This is a genomic window from Succinimonas amylolytica DSM 2873 (assembly GCF_000378405.1).
GTDB classification, from domain to species: domain Bacteria; phylum Pseudomonadota; class Gammaproteobacteria; order Enterobacterales; family Succinivibrionaceae; genus Succinimonas; species Succinimonas amylolytica.
The window spans coordinates 12,308-30,205 of record NZ_KB899637.1 but is presented as its reverse complement, the minus strand read 5'-3'; the positions used below and the strand labels follow the sequence as shown (position 1 = coordinate 30,205).

Below are 17,898 nucleotides of genomic sequence, written 5' to 3'. Positions count from 1 at the left end.
CCAGGGCATGCAGCGTTCCGAATGCGGCTTAAGGGCCGTCGCTTTCGTTTGTCCGCCGGGGAGCTTTCTTTCATAATAAAAAATTTAAAAAAATCTGTAACCTTTGTTTTTTGCCTGCGTTACACGAAATGTTTTTGAACAGTTTCATAAAATCGGAGAAAAAAATGCTTACTGCAGAACAGATAAACACCACCCTGAAAAATCTTGGCGATGGCGATCTTTGTCTTGACGAAAACAACTACTGCACCATCATGACCGGGGACACCGCTGACGCCATGGCTATTCACCTGTGCTTCGATTCTGCCGCCGGAGAGGTTTTTCTCATGACCAGTCTGGGGGAAGTCCCGGAGGAACCCCGGGTACAGAGCATCATTGCTCTTGCGATGCTCAAAGCAAATTTCTGCTGGAAGCTGACCGGCGGAAGAACCATTGCCTATTCGGATGAGTCCGAGGAATTTGTTCTTCAGGAAAAGTACACCCAGGCCTCCGAAAATTCCCTGGAGGACTGTCTTCTCAGGTTCGCCGAAGCCGGCGAGGCGCTCACCTCCTTTTTCCGGGACACCGTCGCCGAAATCGCAAAAACCTTCAGGGAAGAGGACGACCTGGATCGGAACGGCTTTACGGAGGCTGACGATGACGGCATGGAATACGATAGCAGCGCCGCCAGTGAAAATGAAGAGGCTGTCGCCCCTTTTCATTCCGCCCCTGCAAATGATTTTGCTATCGCGGTATAGCCTTCCGGCCTAACCCCGATAGCCCGTGTCCGGTGCAGCTCTCCCCGCCTGACACGGTATTAGGACTCTCCGGAGTCTTAAGGGAGATTCTTGATCTTTAACAATTACAGGAATTATCTATGACAATTGAAATTCATGTGGACCATGTGCTTCAGGATGTCTTTGACAATATGAACACTCTTAGAGCATCCAATGACAGCAAGATTAAAATCACCGACCAGGGAGCGTTAGTCAGTGACAACAGACACCGTTTCCGCATCCTAACCGGTGTCAATACGGTAGCTGCCGATACCCGCACCTCCATTAACACTCTGAGAAACGCCCTTAGCAGAACCTTTAACGACAACACCGCTAACCAGATTCTTGACAAGTATCTCACCGCTGAGCAGCGTGCAGGAACACAGAGACTCACCCTTAAGGATCTCCGTGCTATCAGACATTCCGTGGAAATCAGAAAAACCGTCCAGATCCTCAGGGAGAAATTTCAGCAGCATGTAAACGAGAACCCGGATCAGTACCGTGCAGAAGTAGCCCGGCAGAAGGCCTCCGGCCAGACACTTCAGAATGTCAGTCTGAAACTCGATCCGAGCGACGAGCAGATGCGGGAAATCGTTGACGTAAATACAAAGAAATCTGTCCAGCTTCTGGTAGCTCTGAAGAACCGGCTGCCCCACGACGTGCAAACAGCCAGTGCCACAGACATGGCTAAAAACCAGACGCTTCTGGAAACCGCCAGAATGGTTTCCGATAACTGCCGTAACGCCCTTAAGGAGCTTGACATTCTCAAAAGAGATAATCCAAACAATCCCGGTCTGGACAGGGTATGCAACCCCCTCAGGCAGCAGTTCCTGCAGATGAAGGTCAAGGCCGACCGGCTGAAGATTAACATCGAGGGCATCCTGAATCACAAGGCGGATCTTGTTAGAAACTTCAGAGATTCCTATACCGACCGTATAGAAACCGGCATAGCAATCATTAACAAAATCAATAGCAAAATCCAGACCCTTAACAACGATACCAGATTCCAGGCGATGCAGAATCTCAACAACCTGGCAGTCGCACTCGCTGGCAAAAGGGACAGCATGCAAGCCCGGAACGATTTTGATATTGTGAGCACAAATGATTTCGAATACTTTGCCCATTTTGCCTCCAAGCTCAGCAAGAAGCTCAAGGAATGCATCCCGGGAACTATCCGCACTGCGCTCAGCACCGTTCCGGATGCCCCCGGTCTCGGCAAGAAGGATATCAAGAGCATTATCGATAAAAGCATGGCAGCCTCCGGCAAGTGGGATATTATTGAAAAGGAGCTCCCCCTTCACATCAACGATAAATATAACAAGACCTTCAAATTCAAGCTTATTCCGCTCAACAAGATCCCTAATGTCAAGGTAAGCCAGGATTTCCAGGACCAGGATATCCGCGGCAGATCTGTTAACAACTATACCAGCGGGAATCGCACGGTAAGTCATATCACCAATCTTATAAAGACCGAAACCCGGGACGGCAACGGCAGCCTCCTGTTCAGCGGCTACCGGCACGGCACCACCGCCGCTTTCGAGGTTCCGGAAAACAGAAATGTTCCGGAAAATGAAAAATTCCGGGACAGAGAAGCTGCCACTCTTGCCCGTACCAAGGAGCTGGTAAGAACCATGGTTGAGGACAAGTATCTGGGAGAGCTGAATCAGAACCGGGGAACCCGGCAGAACCCTATTGAAATCAGTATCTCGGCTATTTCATTACTGACACCTTCCAGCATGATCGACAAAGGCGAAGAGGAAATGTTCAGACTGCAGTGCCAGGCCTGGGAGCGGGTATCCGGCAACGAACCTCTGGAGCTCACCGTAAAGGTTCCGGATCCCCATAATCCCGCCAATTCTGTACCCAGAACAGTGTATGTCCGTCCCCGGGTAAATATTTTCAACTACCCGTGCCAGTGGCAGTCAATAAATCTGAACATGGGATGGCGCAGGTCCGAAGAGAGGAATTCCGGCTCGCTGAATAACATGATCGGAAATGAGTTCATGAACAACGATGTGAAACTTGAGGATATTACCGCCAACAGAGCGGAGAGACTTAATACTGCCTTCACCCGCATGAACGATGATCAGAATTCTCAGCTTGGCAGGTTCCTCAGAGACAATAACATCCCGGAGGACAAGAAAAAAATCGCGCGAATTCTCGCTCTGGAAATCAACCTCCTTACCAGGAAGCAGCCACTGCTCCTTACCAGCAACATGGTTCAGAAGCAGCATAACATTGATGCCTACGCCCTGCCGGCCAGAATCGCCCTCCTGAACAGCATCCTTGGCAATGAAACCTGCTTCAACTGCAAGAGCGGCAAGGACAGAACCGGACAGCTGGATGCGGAAATCAGAACTTTGGCTGCCAATATGTCTGAAGTTACCGCCCAAACCGATATCGTCGCCTACATGAACAAAAACAGCGATGTTATCGACGTCCTTAGGAACGGTACATACACCAGCATGCAGCAGCAGAACAATATGACCTCAGTAGCCATTAACAGCGGTATCATGGAGGTTCACGAACTTAATACCGGACTTATGGGCAGCAAGCTAAAGGGCAGCACCGGGGTCATCAACATTGGTGGCGGGGTACCGCATCAGTTTAACACCGCGGCCTTTGGTTTCTACCAGGGCGCCTCTTCTCACGCCAAGTCATAGCAGATACTGTCATTCAGTCTGTCCTGAATGAAGACCGCTGCAGAACGGCATGGCTCCGGGAGCCTTAAAAAAACTCCCGGACCGCAATGTCTGACTCCCCAGTCTTCGGAAAACCTTTGGGGGATTCGCGTCCCCCTTTTTTTGTTTTCGGCGGGGCCGGTTTCAGCCCGGAGTACCGCTTCCCGTTTTTTTCTGGCTCAAAACCGCATCCGGCATATCAGGAGAGAACGACAGCTATACCGCCAGGGATCACTGGTTCAGAGGCACCGCAAATCAGCAGTCATCTGTGATTACGGCCATTTGTCAGGCTGAATCTGAAACTGCCAGGCCAGATTGCCTCGCATCCGGAATGACTGATTAACGCCTGATTCCCAAAAGGAATTATAATGAACTCCGTCCCGGCGGGATTATGCCCTCAGAATAAGCGGTATAACTGCCGCCGTCCGCTCAGCTTTGTCCGTTAATGCGCATTTTTCAGGAGCTCTCATGTCCGCCTCAAAACAGCAGTCCCGCTATTCCGCAGTGCTCTTCGATCTGGATGGCACCCTTCTGGATACCGCTCCGGACCTCGGTAACGCCGCCAATCATGTCATCAACAGGCATGGTATTCCCGGAGGCATCTCCGACCAAAGATCCCGGGAGCTGGCCTCGGACGGAATGCGGGCCCTCCTTCTTGAAGCCTCCCGGGGAACACTCACCGCCGCTGAAATCGAAAAGCTTAAACCGGAATTCCTGACATTTTATGAAGAGCACATCGCAGACCGCACCATGATTTTTCCGGAAATTCCGGCACTTCTGACCGCCCTTTCAGAAAGCAGCATCCCCGCCGGGGTTATAACCAACAAGCCGCACGGTCTGGCTCTCATCATCCTTAAAAAATTCCGGGAAACCAGCGGAATCTCCGCCGTCATCGGAAGCCGTCCGGACATCAGATCCAAACCCCATCCCGATGCGCTGCTTCTGGCCGCACGGACCCTAAACGCAGTTCCGGAAACGGCAATCTACGTGGGGGATCATCCAAGAGACATGGAAGCTGCCAAAAACGCCGGCATGACAGCTGTACTGGCGGGCTGGGGATATATCCCGAAAAGCACTTCTCCCGAAAGCTTCGGCGCGGATTTTATCGCCCGTACTCCCGGAGATCTTCAGAAGTTCATCTTTTCCTGAGCAGACAAAGAGAGCGCGGACATCAGGAAACCGCAGAAAGCGGAACAGAAGAAAGCCCCCGGAGAAATCACGAGTCATAGGGGGCAGGAACCAAGATCAGGCAGCAGTCCTGACAGGAAATTCGGTCAGACTACCAGAGCCTTCTGGTATTCAAGCTTTACCGGATCTCCGGGGTTTTCGGAAATGTCCAGGCGGTAGACAAAGGCAGGGAGCCGCCCCTTATAGCCGCCGATAAGCCGGCGAAGCTCCGGAGAGGTCAGCCGGATATTCACAACGCCGTTCACCAGCGCTGCCAGGTCGGAATTTACTCCGACACTCACCAGAAAATACCCTTCCCCGTCGTCAGAGCTGAGATCGTGCAGCGCAAAAACATTGTTAAGAGCCCGCAGCTCATAGCCCTCCAGATCCGACAGAAGATCATAAATGGCCTGCCAGATGGAGATCTTGAGAACCTGGGCCGTATTGGGCACGGTTCTCTTGAAGGTAATGTAGCGCGAAAGAAGCTCCCCGAAAGCCTCACCGGCACCGGCGGCAAAAGACTCCGGCAGATCCCGGCGTCCTGCGGCGATAGCTGAAAGCCTGCTCACATAGGATTCGGAATCCTCTGAAAGCATGTCCGAAATTGACAGCAGGGTTTCCCGGTTAACGATTTCCACGTTCTCAAGATCATCATCAAACTGCCGGGTCGTGGTAACGAGCCCCTCACCGGACAGCATGCTTAAAAATCTCTTGGTAAAGCTGTAGATCTCAGTGGAATACTGAGTCCTCTTGCGACAGTCGTAATCACAGAGCTGATGCATGGAAACCGATTCGCCATTAAGCAGGCGGCAGACCCCCAGCTCCCCGCAGAGAAGAAAGGAACCGTAACCGGCCTCCAGAATCTCCTTTATGTACCACATGCCGCTGTCGATATTCACCGTCATAATGAAATCATGCTCGGCAATTGAGGCAAACACGGAAGCCGGACGCATCAGGGCCTGACCGTAATGTCCGCACCAGTCGTAAAGATCGCCCTCGTCCAGATCCGACATGCTGCCCTGAAGAATAAAGGTAAGCTCTTCCTGGGTAATGCCGCACCAGCCATACATATCCTCAATCCGCGGAAAATCCTTGTCGGTAAGGGAAAGAAACAGCCTGCGGGACGGATTGTCAGGGTTGCGGAGGAGCTCGGTCATTCCCGGAATATGCGCCCCGGCCACCAGCATATAAATGAAATCCTCCCGGGAATTAAGCTGCTCTATCTGCGCAAAAAGACGCTGCCAGGCGTTCAGGAAATTGAGATGCCGGATAGCATAGCGCTGCACCCGGTCAAAATTCTTAAAGGTTATTACCAGTTTCTTTCCGGCCGTTCTGCTGATGGCCAGAAGGCATCTTGCAAAATCGTATTCCGTTTTTCCCCGGGCCTTTCCCGGGAAAACCGTTTTAAGAACCCGGGAGGTTTCCTCGCAGAGTCTGGTAATAAGGTCATTGTAGCCGGTAGTGGCATTAACCTCCGCAAAATCAAAGGCCATCTCAAAAAAGGCGCCTCTGCCGGACATTACCACGGAATTTCTGCTGACTTCGGTGTCCGCAAAAAACAGGGACTGATAGCGATCACCGTAAAAAGCGTTCAGCATGTCAAGAAAAGTGGACACTCCCAGTCCCCGGGGGGCCGAAAGAGTCATAAAGCACTGTCCCTTCCGGGCCAGGTCATCCAGTATTTCAATATATCCGGTTTTATCCGCCCTCAGTTTCTGAGAACAGAGAGATACGTACAGATTATCCTGGGTTAGATCAATAAGCATTTTCCAACTGGCTCACAAAATTCCGGAATTTTCGAGCATGATAACAAAAAACGGTTTTTTTCTCAAAAAAAGTGCGGTCTGCCGGAAAAAATCTCCCTGCCCCGAAACGCATTATGCCGGCATCAAAAAGCCGGCTTCCGCCGGCTTTTCAAAACACTGTCAGAACAGAGTACCGTTATTCCTCATACTTCTTGAAAAGCAGGGAACCGTTGGTTCCGCCGAAACCAAAGGAATTGGAAAGCGCATAGCGAATCTCAGCCTTCTGAGCAGTGTGGGGCACCAGATTCAGACCGGCAACCTCAGGATCCGGATCGTCCAGATTGATGGTAGGCGGGCAGATCTGATCCCGTACTGCCAGAGTGGTAATCACTGCCTCAATGGCTCCGGCAGCTCCCAGAAGATGTCCGGTCATGGACTTGGTAGAGCTTATGCGGAGATTCTGAACGGCATCGCCGAACACGGAACGAACTCCGCGGATCTCGGCCAGATCTCCGAGGTGAGTGGAAGTGCCGTGGGCATTGACATAGGCCACATCGGCCGGAGTAATGCCGCCATCTCTGATAGCATTCTCCATAGCCAGAGCAGCTCCCTCACCGTTATCAGGAGGCGCAGTCATGTGATGGGCATCAGAACTCATGCCGAATCCGGTAAGCTCGGCGTAGATACGGGCCTTGCGGGCTTTGGCATGCTCCAGCTCCTCAAGAACCAGAACACCGGCACCGTCACCCAGCACAAAGCCGTCTCTGGCATTGTCCCAGGGCCGGGATGCCTTTTCCGGCTCGTCATTTCTGGTAGAAAGGGCCTTAAGCGCGCAGAACCCGGAGATTCCCATGGGGGTGGAGGCCTTTTCGGCACCGCCGCAGAACATAACATCAGCATCGCCGTACTGAATCAGACGGGCAGACATTCCAATGGCGTGAGTGCCGGAGGAGCAGGCAGTAACTGTGGCCAGGTTCGGGCCTTTGGCTCCGATGCGGATAGACAGATGGCCGGAAACCATATTGATAATGGTGGACGGCACAAAGAACGGACTTACACGGCGGGGACCGGATTTGATGAGAGTCTCGATATTCTGCTCGATAAGCCCCAGTCCTCCAATGCCCGAACCAATAGCGCAGCCAATCCGCGCCGCATTTTCGGGAGTAACCTCGAGTCCTGAATCCTCATAGGCCATGAGCCCGGCAGCGATACCGTACTGGATAAACATATCCATCTTTCTGGTATCCTTCCGGTTGATTCCGAAGGCTTCAGGATCGAATCCCTTAACCAGTCCGGCAATTTTTGAAGGATAATCAGTGGTATCAAAATGATCAATCTGGGAAATTCCGCTCTTGCCGGCAACGAGATTCTGCCAGGATTCCTGAACAGTATTGCCAACCGGAGAAATCATACCAAGACCAGTAACAACTACTCTGCGCTTCGACACAGGTCAGCCTCCGTGTGATATTATTCTGCTAAACAAAAAAAGCGTTAATTAAAACGCTTCCTCTCTATACTGCCAGAAAGCCTGGCCACTGAAGACAATTAAGCCTGATGAGCCTGAATGTAGTCTACAGCCTTCTGAACAGTGGTGATCTTTTCAGCGTCCTCATCGGGAATTTCGGTACCGAACTCTTCTTCGAGAGCCATTACGAGTTCAACAGTATCAAGAGAATCTGCACCGAGATCTTCAATAAAGGATGCCTCAGGAACTACATCGCTTTCCTTAACACCAAGCTGATCAACAATGACCTTTTTTACACGCTCAACAATATCGCTCATGTTTTGATTTCCTATAACGTTCACACGCTCAACATATGCCCCTCATCAGCGGGGGGACAAAAAACTCATTCAATTATAAATGGAATGAGCGGATATATCCACAAAAAAATTAATTCTTTGAACTAACGCTCATTCCATCTTTCCTAACACATATACATGCCGCCGTTTACGCTGATAACCTCACCGGTTATATAGCGCGCACCCTCAGAGGCCAGGAAAACCACAGTGCTGGCAATATCCTCAGGCTTACCCAGTTCTCCTGCCGGAACGTTAGCCAGAATAGCCTTTTTCTGATCCTCGGTAAGAGCCTCGGTCATATCAGTGGCAATAAATCCCGGAGCCACCGCATTAACGGTGATGCCGCGGGAGGCCACCTCCTTGGCAAGGCTTCTGGAAAAACCCATAAGACCGGCCTTGGCCGCTGCATAGTTGCACTGTCCGGGATTTCCCATAAGACCGACAACGGAACTTATGCTGATGATCCTGCCCCAGCGCTTCTTCATCATGCCCCGCAGAACTCCCTTGCTCATTCTGAAGATTCCGGAGAGATTGGTATTTATTACCGCATCCCATTCGTCATCCTTCATGCGCATAAGAAGATTATCCCGGGTGATTCCGGCATTGTTTACCAGAATATCGGGGGCTCCAAACTCCTCAGTTACAGCCTTAATACAGGCTTCGCAGGAGGCGGAATCTCCCACATTCAGAACCAGACCTTTTCCTGAACCGGCCAGAGCCGCGGAAACCGCCTCCGCACCGGATTCTGAGGTAGCCGTTCCAATAACGGTGGCTCCCAGATCCCTGAACGCCAGAGCCACAGCCCGGCCGATCCCCCGGGAAGCACCGGTTACAAGTACAGTCTTTCCAGTAAAATCCATTTTAAAACCTCTTATTTAACAGCTTCCAGCACCGCATTAAGCGAAGCCTCATCATTTAGCGTCAGGGCATTAATATTGCGGTCAATGCGCTTGGAAAGCCCCTGCAGAACCTTTCCGGGACCTACCTCTGCCAGCACAGAAACTCCGGCTGCCGCCATGGCCTGCTCTGTCTCCACCCACCGTACCGGACTGTAAAGCTGCCGCACCAGAGCGTTTCTGATAACGTCAGGCACCAGGGCTGGCTCCACATCCACATTGTTAATAACAGGAATCTCAGGCTCGCGGAACTGAATTCCCTCAAGCACGGACTTCAGCTTCTGAGCAGCAGGCTTCATAAGATCGCAGTGGGAAGGAACGCTCACCGCCAGTGGCAGGAATCTCTTGGCTCCGGCAGCCTTGAGAAGCTCACCGGCTCTGTCCACGGCTGCTTTGGTTCCGGCAATAACCACCTGTCCGGGGGAGTTGAAGTTCACCGCCGCACAGACTTCACCCTGACTTGCCTCGGCACAGGCCTTAACCACTGCAGCATCCTCCAGACCGATTACCGCCGCCATGGCACCTGCACCCTGGGGAACAGCCTCCTGCATATATTCACCGCGCAGTTTTACCAGATTAACCGCATCCTTGAATTCCACCGCCCCGGCGCATACCAGAGCACTGTATTCGCCCAGGGAGTGTCCGGCCATCATCTTGGGACGAAGGTCGGTTTTAGAACACCAGAGACGATAGAGGGCTACGGACGAGGTCAGCAGAGCCGGCTGGGTCTTAAAGGTTTTTCCCAGTTCCTCGGCCGGGCCTTCAGATACCAGAGCGTAAAGATCATAGCCGAGAACATAGGAGGCTTCCCTGAAGGTGTCCCTGACAATCTCATAGCTGTCATAGACCTCACTGAGCATTCCCACACTCTGAGATCCCTGACCGGGAAAGACAAAAGCAAAATCGGTCATCAGTCATTCTCCATTAAACGGTGTAAATAATTGTACAAAATCCGAAACAAAAAACCGTCCTGAGCGGCATCAGGACGGCATTACAGAAAATCAGTATCTTATCAGCGCGCTACCCCAGGTAAATCCTCCGCCGAAGGATTCCAGAAGCAGGAGATCGCCTCGCTGAATCTTCCCGGAGCGGATTCCCTCATCAAGGGCAATAATCACGGAAGCGCCGGAGGTGTTGCCGTACCGGTCAAGATTCACAATAACCTGGGACATCTCCAGATCCAGTCTTTTGGCGGTGGCGGTAATGATGCGGAGATTGGCCTGATGCGGTACCAGCCAGTCCAGATCTCCTTTTGAAAACCCGTTCTTGTCCAGGGTGTCGGTAACGAGAGAGCTCAGGGTCTTTACGGCGTATTTGAAAACCTCATGTCCCTTCATCATCATCCAGGCCGGCTCACGGGTTGTCCGATCTACATTTGGAAGCATGAGCAGCTCAGCATGGCTGCCGTCGGAATGAATTTCGCAGGAGTAGATTCCGGGATCCTGAGAAGCCTCCAGGATACAGGCTCCGGCACCGTCTCCGAAGAGAATGATGGTGGTGCGGTCATCCGGATCGCAGGCCCGGGAAAGAGAATCCACACCGATAACCAGAGCTCTCCGGATGCTGCCGCTTCTGATATAGGCATTGGCAGTGCTCAGGGCAAAGCTGAATCCGGAACAGGCTGCAGCCACATCGAAAGCCGGCTGTCCGGAGGTTCCCAGAATTCTCTGAACGTCACAGGCCACGGAAGGGAAAGCATACTGGGAGCTGGTGGTACCCACCACGATAAGCTCCACGTCATCCGCAGTCAGGCCAGCGGCCTCCAGAGCCTTTTCCGCTGCCCGGGCCGCCATAACGGCAACCGAATCTTCCTCTCCTGCAATGCGGCGCTCCTTGATGCCCGTACGTTCAGTTATCCACTCATCACTGGTTTCAACCATCTTTTCGAGATCGGCATTGGTACGCACCATGGCAGGCAAAAAGCTGCCAGTACCTGATATCCTGCTATACATTCCGCGGTTTACCCTTACATAGAGGTTAATTGTGATGCAATCAATTCCGGAAGGCGGTTGACACACTGCAACCGGGCCTGAATGATTGCGTTCATGAACGCCATCTGACTGGCGCTGCCGTGACTTTTCACTACAATCCCATTTAGACCAAGCAGCGTTGATCCATTATATTTATCAGGTTGCATTATACCAATTTTTCTTTTAAAAAAATGTAGGATCGGAACAAGTAACAAATTATTTCTGCGGTTCCCCGTCTTGCCGACAAGCCCCCGGTACAGTCCCTCTGCGGTCTTTAAGGCGATATTTCCGGAAAAGCCGTCAGTGACAATCACCTGGAATCTCCCGCTAAAAATATCGCACCCCTCCGCAAAACCCCGGAAGCTGCAGAAATCCGCGTCCCGGAGACAGGCGGCCGCCTCCTGAAGATAACGGGGGCCCTTGCTGCCCTCGGAACCCACATTGAGAATTCCCAGCACCGGCCGGGGGGCATTCAGAAAGCAGCGGGCAACAATGGAGCCGATAACGGCATTCTGCAGGATCATCTCCCGGTTCTGGGTCAGGCTGGCACCGAGATCCAGAAAAACTGTACCCGGACAACTCCGGTCAAACGAGGGAATTATTTTTCCGAGAGCCGAGCGGGATATTCCGGGAATTCTGCCCAGCACATAGTCGGAGATAGTGACCAGAGCCCCGGTACTGCCGGCAGAAACAACGCCGGAGGCCTCCCGCCCGCCCACAGCAGACACGGCACCGTATAAAGACGAAGAATCCCGAAGCCTTAAAGCCTCGAGAGGAGTCAGATTGTTGGTAACGACATTCGGTCGGTGCTTAAAAACCACACGGCTGTCCGCCGCAAGCAGGCTCGCCCGCAGATACGGAAGCACCATATTCTCCTGTCCGAATACCAGAAATCGTAAATCACCATAAACAGATAGTGCCCGCTTAATGGCAGGCACTATATTGCGGGGACCGTAATCCCCTCCCATTGCGTCTATGGCAAGAATAATTTCAGACAACAGAAAAATCCTTACCCTGCAACGTCAGAACAAATTACTCTGCGTCTTTCTTGGGGGCGTTAACAACCTTCTCGCCCTTGTAGTAACCGGTAGCGGTCACATTGTGACGCAGATGAAATTCTCCGGTAGCCTTATCATCGGACACCTTGGCAGCGGTTAAACTGTCATGAGATCTGCGCATGTCGCGACGGGAACGAGACTGATGATTTTGCTGAACGGCCATAGCCTTCTCCTAACTTTTCTTTAATTTACCCAACACCGCAAAAGGGCTGCCTTCCGTGTTTTCGGTAACAATTTTACCATAAACCCCGCCATCGGGAATCTCGCATACACCTTCCGGATGCGTGACCACCATGGGCACGGTCAGAATGAGTTCGTCTTCAATCAGCTTGTAAACGTCAACTTCGCCAAACTCATCCGCTTCGGCAAAATCGTAATCATCCTCCAGACCAAGATCCCTGGCCTTCTTTTCATCGACGGTATAATGAAAATCAGAGGACAACCCGAGTTCGCACGGACTGCCGCAGCGCTGGCATTCACACTTCACAGCGGCACCAGCACTGCCCTCAATTACGGTTAAACCCTGCAAATCGACACTAAAGGACAAATGAACCTCAGCATCACTTAAAACAGTTTCCACAACGCCAGCGAGCCGCTCCAGCAAATTCCTGGGAATATAGCCATCAAAATCGAGCTTTTTCGCTGCTGCCCGGACAGGATCCACCTTATGTGGAATTTTCACTTTTTGCATAGTGCGTGCATGATATAAAAAAAAAGTGACGAAGTCAAAATTTCTTTCATTTTCCGAAGCTGGTTATTTCCCCGAAAAATCATTCCTTTGCAGCCGCACCTGTCTGATAAGCCCCCACCGGCCGGAACTAGCGCCCGGAATTATCGCCCACGATAAGCTTTTCCAGTTCGGAAAGGCTGCTGACTATCGCTGCCGGGGCAAGAGCGGCCAGGCGCTCCCTGCCATGAACCCCTGTCAGCACTCCGGCACTGGGCATTCCGGCCTTTCGGGCCATGCCGAGATCCAGAGCTGAATCTCCCACCATGAGACAGGAGGAAACCGGAAGACCGAGCTCTCCGGCCGCCGCCAGAAGCATATCCGGAGCCGGCTTGGAGGGATATTCGTCACCAGCCACCGAGACATCTATAAGAGGCGACAGTCCGTAGCTTTCCAGAACCCTGACACAGCCTCTCCGGGACTTGCCGGTAGCCAGTCCGGTACGATACCCCTTCCGGCGCAGACTCTGAAGAACCGGCACAGCATCGCAGAAAAGCTCCGTAGGTTCCCGGTCCTCAAGCTCTGTGTAGATTTTCTTGTATGAGGCTATCAGAGCGGATCTCAGATTCTCCGAAGCCTCCGGAAGCAGCTTTTCCGCTACCTCCTTCATGGAAAGTCCGATAATGTTCTTTATCGAAACCGTATCCGGCTCCGCAAGTCCCAGATTCTGAAATGAAAGCCTCATGGTTTTGATAATTCTCCCCACGGAGTCCATCAGGGTGCCATCCACATCAAATATCACTGCCTTAACGGAATCAAAATCAAACATAACAGAGCCTGCCTCAAAAGAATATTCACCCTCCCGGAGCCGGACATCTCCGGGAACCGGAGGCTATTCTACCATTTCCCGGAGGTTCCTCCCCTATCTTTCAGCTCTGATTCTCCGCCCCCATTTATCTCTGCGGGCTCCAGCCGCCTCTGTCCTCCTCATCCGAATCGCCAATCACCGTACACCGCTTAAATTGAAATCCCTTTCCCGAAAAGCTATAATCGGATCTGCGGATTCTGCCGTCCGGAACAGTCATCCGGAGCTACCCGGAATCAAAAAGAAAGAGATTTGAGGCATGGATTCCTTTTTTCAAAGTCCGGCTCCGGTTCTGACCGGTTTTCCCGGAGAAAACTCTCCAGAAGTCACGGAGCTTTCTCCGGAGGACGTGCACCGTGCTTTAAAAACGCTCCCGGGGGAAATTCTCCGAAAATCCTTTCCTGACAGAACCATCCGGGTCTTCTCCCCCCCCGAAGATGGGCTTTTCCTGGGCTTCTTCAGATCCCGTGATTCCGGACGGAACCCGGAGCTCTCCCCTGCCCCCGTCTCCCCAGGGCTTTATTTTGCAGAGGCGCCCTTTTCCTGCCCGGCAGATATTGCCCTTTTCAAGCCGGATATCCTTTTGGAAATTTCCGGAAATCCCGCCGTATCTGCAAAGCTGCGCTTTTCTCCGGAATGCCCGCAGTTTCTCCGGGAAGCATTCCGAAAGGCTCTCCGGGAGGAACCGGAATGTCCGGATTCTGATTATGAGCTCCGCCCTGAAAAACTGGTCCTCTCTCCGGACTTTCCGGCATTCCGGGACATTATTTTCCGGACCCGGAAGGAAATGCAGAAAACCGACCTCCGCAAAATCGTTATTTCCAGAAAGGCAGCGCTGGAACCGGCAGAACCGGCAGATCCCTCCTGCATTTTTAGAACCCTTCTCCGGAAACGCCTCAGAAACATTTCAGACTCCGGAAAATCCTATTTTTACGCCGTACTTTCGGGCCGGGACAGCACCCTGTTTTTTTCCCTCACTCCGGAAACCCTTATAAAATCAGCCGGTCAGAAAATCCGAACCGAGGCTCTGGCCGGATCCTGTCCTCCCGGCCGCGGACAGGATCTTCTCCGGGACGGCAAAAACCTTCTGGAAAACAGCATTGTAGTCAGGGAAATCGAAACAGCACTCCGGGACTGCACCACAGCCCTTCATACCGGACCTCTGACCCTGAAGCAGCTTAGCTACATCGAGCACCTGAAAACCCCGCTGTCCGGCATTCTGAAGAAAGGCATTTCTCCCCTGGAGGTTTCCCGCAGGCTGCATCCCACTCCGGCGGTGCTGGGCTTTCCCAGAAAGGAGGCACTCCATTTCCTGGAAAGGGAGCATCTCCTCCCGGATTCCCTGTACGCCGGTCTGGGAGGGATTCTTAGAACAAAAGGCCCCGGGAACTCTAATGAAACACTGAATCTGGCCGTACTGCTCCGCTCGGCGCTGGCAGAACCCCGCAGAATCACCCTGTTCGGAGGCGCCGGAATTCTTCCGGAATCCCACCCCGAAAGCGAATGGCGGGAAACCGGAATCAAAATGCAGGCCGCCGCCGGTGCTATCGGCCTTCCGGAGGATCTCCTGGAGCTCATTGCCGCATCCCCCTGAACACGAGGTTATTGCCATGCTTGACAGCACTCTTTCCGCCCTGAGCATTCTCTCCCTGCTTTCTGACTGCGGGGTGCGGGATGTCTGCATTGCTCCGGGCTCCCGGAACGCCCCCTTTGCTCTTCTCCGGGAACGCTTCCCGCTACTCCGCTATCACGTGCATTTCGATGAGAGAGACCTGGGATTCCTGGCACTGGGAATGGCCCTGGGACTTCTGAGACCGGTGGCAGTCATTACCACCTCCGGCACTGCCGCGGGGAACCTGCTTCCGGCAGTCATGGAGGCCCGGAACAGCCATATTCCTCTGATCCTGATAACCGCCGACCGGCCATGGGAGCTTCTGGACACCGGAGCCAATCAGACCTGTGAACAGGATCGGATCTACGGCAGCTACGCCAGGTTTGTGCATGTGCCGGTGCTTTCCAGTGCCGGAGCGGTTTCCGCCGCCCGCCAGAAAATCATTAACGCCCTTTCCGAAGCTCTGCTATCGGGAATGCCGCTTCATCTCAATGTCGAACTCCGGGAGCCTCTTTATGAAGATCTTCAGGAAGCTGATGCCTGTCCTGATGCTTTGCCGGCTGACGTGCAGAGAGCCTGCTTCCCGGATGCGGAAGTTCCGCTATTCCCGGATCAGAGTCCGCTCCCGGATATTTTCCCCGGAGCTCCCCTGGCGGCAAAAATCCGGGAGTTTTTCAGGGGGGACGGGCAAACTCTGGTGGCGGCCGGAACTATTCACCCGCGTGACGCGGCCAGGCTTACGGACGTTCTTAACTGTTGCGGAGGCCCGGTAATCGCTGATATTCAGAGCAATCTTCGGGGCAGGATGCCCGTTCTGGCACCCTTTGATATCCTGACCGCACGGATCCCGGAGCTTTGCGAAAGACTCCGGAAATTTCCGCGGATGGCCGTAATCGAAGGACGCTTTATCTCAAAAAAGCTCCTGAACTTTATCAGGAGTTTCCCGGGAGAGGTGATTTTCATAACCGCATACGGGGACGGCATCAATGCCAGCGGCCGCCCGGGGCTGACTATCCGGATAACGCTTTCCGCTCTTTTGCAGCTGCTGCCGGAAGTTCCTGCCGGGGATCCTCCGGGAGCCACACTGGCAGACTTAACCCCCGAAATTGCCGCCGTCAAAAAGGAAACTGCTGCCTGTTCCTCCTTAGACGCAGAGCTTACCGAGGTCTCCGCCGCTGCGGGACTGTCCCGGCTTAGCACTCCCCTTCTCATCGGAAACAGTCTCCCGGCCCGGCTGGCGGACACCCTAATCCTCCCGGAACACCCTAAGCCGGTCTATTCCCTGCGGGGGGTATCCGGAATTGACGGTCTTATCGCCGCTGCCGCCGGGCTGTCCCTCGGCGATCCGGATTCCGGTATCACCGCTGTCATCGGAGACATGAGCGCTCTTTACGGACTTACCGGCATGGCCCTTCTTAAAAGATACCGGGTCCGGATTGTTATCTTCAATAACAACGGCGGCAACATCTTCCTGAAATTTCCCATAGCGTCAACCGCCATCCGGAACGATCTGTTTGTTAATCCCCAGAACGCAGACTTTTCCCATGCCGCTGCCATGTTCGGGATTCCCTGGCGCCGGCCCCAAACCCAGCAGGAGTTCCTGAAAATTCTGGAAGAACCGGTTTCCGGTGGAGAAATTGTCGAGATTCATTTTCCGCAGGGAGAGGGGCTGGATCTGCTCCGAAAACTGACCGCTCCCGGGGAGGCCTGAACAGTGAGCAATGCTAAAACATATTCCCGGGAAACCGCGGTGATCTTCCTGGCTGGTTTTCTGGGCGTGCCCGGCGAATTTGCTGCGGTCCGGGAGCATCTTCCCCTGCCCTCGCTGGAAATACTTCCCGAGGATCTCCTGCCCGCCCCGCCGGACGGGGATACTCCGCCTCCGGATTTCTGTTTCCGGGAAGCCCGCCGGAGGCTCCGGGAAATTATCGCCGGATGCGCCTATTCCCGGGTATGCGTCTACGGTTACTCCATGGGGGGACGCCTGGCTCTTTATGCGCTCTTCGGAGACGGTCCGAACGGAGGATCTCCCGATCCCCGGGAATTTCGGAAGGACTGGCCGAAAGTCTCCTCCCTTGTTCTGGAAAGCGCCGGAACGGGAATTCAGAATCCCGAAGAAAGAGCCCGCCGTTATCTTCATGACACGGAACTTGCCCGGAAATTTGCCCGGGAATTCTCACCGGAGCTTATGGAAAGCTGGTATCGGCAGCCGGTGTTTGCCGGTCTGTCCCCCGCCCTCAGGGAAAATCTCCTCCGGAAACGGCGGAATCTTCAGGGAACCACAGCTGCCGCCGTACTCCGGGGATTCAGCACCGGACTCATGCCCTGTCTCCTTCCGGCCCTTTCAGCACCGCCCGTTCCGGTACTGCTCCTCTCCGGGGAGCGGGATCCGAAATACACGGCGCTGTTTCAGGAAATTCACGGGCCCGGCATCGCCAGAATCACAGTTCCCGCAGCCGGCCACAACATTCATGACGAGCTTCCGGAAAAAACTGCCGCGCTCATCGCCGGCTTTGCTGCAGGATAACCGCTCCCCGGAACTGCCTTCCGTTCTGTATCCCGCCTGCAGCGGGGGCTGATATGCCATACGGCAGCAGTAGTATAATAATCGCTCCGTTGCAGAGGATAGTTGATCCAGTAGGACTCTGATTTTTGCCCGATGTAAATATCTCTAAAAGAGGTTCA

16 protein-coding genes are annotated in these 17,898 nt (G+C 53.4%); 6 read left to right on the top strand and 10 right to left on the bottom strand.

Annotated elements, in window-relative coordinates; all coding sequences use genetic code 11:
• Positions 1-164: 164 nt before the first annotated feature.
• From F557_RS0109430 to F557_RS19505, 3 genes are all read left to right on the top strand, one after another.
• Positions 165-734, top strand: coding sequence for a type III secretion system chaperone (locus tag F557_RS0109430; protein WP_044143314.1), 570 nt, complete (start codon positions 165-167; stop codon positions 732-734).
• Between the two features lie 119 nt (positions 735-853).
• Positions 854-3,415, top strand: a complete 2,562-nt coding sequence (locus tag F557_RS0109425) for an inositol phosphate phosphatase SopB (RefSeq protein WP_019001979.1) — start codon at positions 854-856, stop codon at positions 3,413-3,415.
• A gap of 486 nt (positions 3,416-3,901) precedes the next feature.
• On the top strand, positions 3,902-4,582 hold the full coding sequence (locus F557_RS19505) for an HAD family hydrolase (protein WP_019001978.1): 681 nt from the start codon (positions 3,902-3,904) through the stop codon (positions 4,580-4,582).
• 125 nt (positions 4,583-4,707) lie between these two features.
• Here the strand turns inward: F557_RS19505 and F557_RS0109415 are convergent, their stop codons facing one another.
• The 10 genes from F557_RS0109415 to F557_RS0109365 form a co-directional block, all read right to left on the bottom strand.
• On the bottom strand, positions 4,708-6,366 hold the full coding sequence (locus F557_RS0109415; protein WP_019001977.1) for an AAA family ATPase: 1,659 nt from the start codon (positions 6,364-6,366) through the stop codon (positions 4,708-4,710).
• A gap of 175 nt (positions 6,367-6,541) precedes the next feature.
• Entirely contained in the window at positions 6,542-7,792 is a 1,251-nt protein-coding gene (gene fabF, locus F557_RS0109405; RefSeq protein ID WP_026297849.1) for a beta-ketoacyl-ACP synthase II, read from the bottom strand.
• A gap of 98 nt (positions 7,793-7,890) precedes the next feature.
• Positions 7,891-8,127, bottom strand: a complete 237-nt coding sequence (acpP, locus tag F557_RS0109400; RefSeq protein ID WP_019001974.1) for an acyl carrier protein — start codon at positions 8,125-8,127, stop codon at positions 7,891-7,893.
• Between the two features lie 143 nt (positions 8,128-8,270).
• A complete protein-coding gene (fabG, locus tag F557_RS0109395; RefSeq protein WP_019001973.1) occupies positions 8,271-9,005 on the bottom strand; it encodes a 3-oxoacyl-ACP reductase FabG in 735 nt (244 codons plus the stop codon).
• An 11-nt stretch (positions 9,006-9,016) separates the two neighbouring features.
• Positions 9,017-9,952, bottom strand: a complete 936-nt coding sequence (fabD, locus tag F557_RS0109390) for an ACP S-malonyltransferase (RefSeq protein ID WP_019001972.1) — start codon at positions 9,950-9,952, stop codon at positions 9,017-9,019.
• Positions 9,953-10,042: 90 nt separating this feature from the next.
• Positions 10,043-10,993 carry a beta-ketoacyl-ACP synthase III gene (locus F557_RS0109385; RefSeq protein ID WP_026297848.1) on the bottom strand — a complete coding sequence of 317 codons (951 nt, stop codon included), beginning with the start codon at positions 10,991-10,993 and terminating at the stop codon, positions 10,043-10,045.
• 14 nt (positions 10,994-11,007) lie between these two features.
• Positions 11,008-12,009 carry a phosphate acyltransferase gene (locus F557_RS0109380; protein WP_019001970.1) on the bottom strand — a complete coding sequence of 334 codons (1,002 nt, stop codon included), beginning with the start codon at positions 12,007-12,009 and terminating at the stop codon, positions 11,008-11,010.
• 34 nt (positions 12,010-12,043) lie between these two features.
• On the bottom strand, positions 12,044-12,232 hold the full coding sequence (rpmF, locus tag F557_RS0109375; protein ID WP_019001969.1) for a 50S ribosomal protein L32: 189 nt from the start codon (positions 12,230-12,232) through the stop codon (positions 12,044-12,046).
• 9 nt (positions 12,233-12,241) lie between these two features.
• A complete protein-coding gene (locus F557_RS0109370) occupies positions 12,242-12,760 on the bottom strand; it encodes a YceD family protein (protein ID WP_019001968.1) in 519 nt (172 codons plus the stop codon).
• Between the two features lie 127 nt (positions 12,761-12,887).
• Positions 12,888-13,565 carry an HAD family hydrolase gene (locus F557_RS0109365; protein ID WP_019001967.1) on the bottom strand — a complete coding sequence of 226 codons (678 nt, stop codon included), beginning with the start codon at positions 13,563-13,565 and terminating at the stop codon, positions 12,888-12,890.
• Between the two features lie 295 nt (positions 13,566-13,860).
• Between F557_RS0109365 and F557_RS21250 the strand changes: the two genes are divergently transcribed.
• Genes F557_RS21250 through F557_RS21245 form a run of 3 tightly spaced genes read left to right on the top strand, consistent with a single transcriptional unit; the run spans position 13,861 to position 17,740 of the window.
• Positions 13,861-15,195 carry a chorismate-binding protein gene (locus F557_RS21250; protein WP_019001965.1) on the top strand — a complete coding sequence of 445 codons (1,335 nt, stop codon included), beginning with the start codon at positions 13,861-13,863 and terminating at the stop codon, positions 15,193-15,195.
• A gap of 16 nt (positions 15,196-15,211) precedes the next feature.
• Positions 15,212-16,924 carry a 2-succinyl-5-enolpyruvyl-6-hydroxy-3-cyclohexene-1-carboxylic-acid synthase gene (menD, locus tag F557_RS0109350; protein WP_157617829.1) on the top strand — a complete coding sequence of 571 codons (1,713 nt, stop codon included), beginning with the start codon at positions 15,212-15,214 and terminating at the stop codon, positions 16,922-16,924.
• A gap of 3 nt (positions 16,925-16,927) precedes the next feature.
• The gene (locus F557_RS21245; RefSeq protein WP_019001963.1) at positions 16,928-17,740 is read left to right on the top strand and encodes an alpha/beta fold hydrolase; all 813 of its coding nucleotides are present in this window, start codon (positions 16,928-16,930) and stop codon (positions 17,738-17,740) included.
• The last annotated feature ends 158 nt before the right edge of the window (positions 17,741-17,898 follow it).